Origin of the sequence: Isoptericola sp. NPDC057391 (assembly GCF_042668085.1) — a bacterium.
In the GTDB taxonomy this organism is placed as follows: domain Bacteria; phylum Actinomycetota; class Actinomycetes; order Actinomycetales; family Cellulomonadaceae; genus Isoptericola.
Map to the genome: position 1 here is coordinate 1 of NZ_JBHVBO010000329.1, position 1,665 is coordinate 1,665.

A 1,665-nucleotide genomic window follows, 5' to 3' on the forward strand; every position below is an offset into this window, starting at 1 on the left:
ACCGCAGCCAGCTGCGGTCGGCTCTTGTCTATCTCGGCGAGACGCGTTCTCTATCTCGCGAGAGGGCGCGTCAGGCGTTGGGACGCTTGCCGTGGTTGGCGGCGTTGCCCTTGCGGCTACGGCGCTTGCGACCGCGCTTGCTCATGGTGGTCTCCTCACGAAAGATGGACGAGGGGTCGGTGCCCATGGTCCCACACCCGAGGCCCGGGGTTGGAATCCGGGGCATCCCCGATCCGCACGTCCCCGGGCTCTGCCAGGGTGTACCCGTCCCCAGCACAGCCCGAGCACCACAGGGAGCCTCATGAGCACGGAGTCGTGGGCGGTCGCCGCCCCGCAGACCATCGACGTCGAGCAGGTCACGGGGGTGACGCTCCGCCTGCAGGACGGGCGCGCCGACGTCGTCGCCGACCCGGCCGCGACGGGCGTGCGGGTCGAGCTGCTCGAGGTGGGCGCCAAGCCGGTCCAGGTGGTGCGGGACGGCGACCGGCTGCGCGTGGGCTACGAGAGCTCCGTGCTCGACTCCGTCATGGCGAAGCTGCGCAACCCGCGCCAGAGCGAGCACGCCGTCGTGCGGGTCGTCGTCCCGGCGGACGGGGCGGTCGACGTCGGCACCCTCGGCGCGGACGTCGAGGTCACCGGGGGCCGGCGGGTCGCGGTGAAGACCGTGACCGGCGGCGTGCGCACGACCGGGACCACCGGCCCGATGTCGCTCAAGACCGTCTCGGGGACGATGTCGGCCGAGGGGCACACGGGGGACGTGACGGCGAACAGCGCGGCGGGGTCGATCGCCCTGGCCGGCGCGCTCGCGCGGGTGTCCCTGAACACCGTGTCGGGGGCCGTGACCGTCACCGCCACCCAGGCGAGCCCGCTCGTCACGGCCAAGACGGTGTCGGGCGCGATCGACCTGCGCCTCCCGGCCGGCACCCCGGTGAACCTCAAGGTGCGCGGCGCGTCCGGCCAGGTCGTCCTCGACGGCTCGGTGCTGCCGAGCGCCGGGGCGACCCTCGTCGTCGACCACGGCGAGCAGCCCGCCGACGGCCGCAGCGCCGCCTACCTGTCCGCGACGGTGACGTCCGCGCACGTCACCGTCGACCGTCGCTGATATCCGGGGCCGGGCCCGCCGTAGTTCTCGACAGGCACGGCCGCCGGGGAGGAGGAGCACGATGACTGCACCGACATCGCCCGCACCCCACGTCGCCCTGCTGACCGACGCCTTCGGGCGGATCGCCGAGACGGCGCACCGCGTGCTCCGCGGGGCGACGGCCGAGCAGCTGGCGTACCGCCCCGACCCGGAGGCGAACACCGTCGCGTGGCTCGTCTGGCACCTGACCCGGGTGCAGGACGACCACGTCGCGGACGTCGCGGGCGCCGAGCAGCGGTGGACGGCGGGCGGCTGGGCCGCGAAGTTCGGGCTCCCGTTCGACGACGCCGACACGGGCTACGGCCACACGCCGGAGCAGGTCGCGGCCGTGCGCGCCGACGCCGCTCTGCTGCGGGGCTACCTCGACGACGTGCACGCCGCGACGACCGCGTACCTCCAGACGGTCACCGCCGCGGACCTGGAGCGCGTGGTGGACACGCACTGGGACCCGCCCGTCACGCTCGGGGTCCGGCTCGTCAGCGTCGTCGGCGACGACCTGCAGCACGTCGGCCAGGCCGCGTACG

Annotated in this window: 3 protein-coding genes; 2 read left to right on the plus strand and 1 reads right to left on the minus strand. The window is 74.4% G+C overall.

Going from position 1 to position 1,665, the window contains the following annotated elements; genetic code table 11:
- Positions 1–70: 70 nt before the first annotated feature.
- Positions 71–145, minus strand: coding sequence for a 50S ribosomal protein bL37 (locus ACFUVW_RS20770; RefSeq protein WP_099052597.1), 75 nt, complete (start codon positions 143–145; stop codon positions 71–73).
- A gap of 156 nt (positions 146–301) precedes the next feature.
- Here ACFUVW_RS20770 and ACFUVW_RS20775 point away from each other — a divergent pair, with 156 nt between their 5' ends.
- Positions 302–1,102 carry a DUF4097 family beta strand repeat-containing protein gene (locus tag ACFUVW_RS20775; RefSeq protein ID WP_430573186.1) on the plus strand — a complete coding sequence of 267 codons (801 nt, stop codon included), beginning with the start codon at positions 302–304 and terminating at the stop codon, positions 1,100–1,102.
- A 61-nt stretch (positions 1,103–1,163) separates the two neighbouring features.
- Positions 1,164–1,665: DinB family protein (locus ACFUVW_RS20780; RefSeq protein ID WP_430573187.1), on the plus strand; the 502-nt coding region annotated here is incomplete at its 3' end.

Excerpts from the sequence above, each read along its gene's own strand:
- ACFUVW_RS20775 (WP_430573186.1), top strand. The coding sequence starts at position 302 with ATGAGCACGGAGTCGTGGGCGGTCGCCGCCCCGCAGACCATCGACGTC.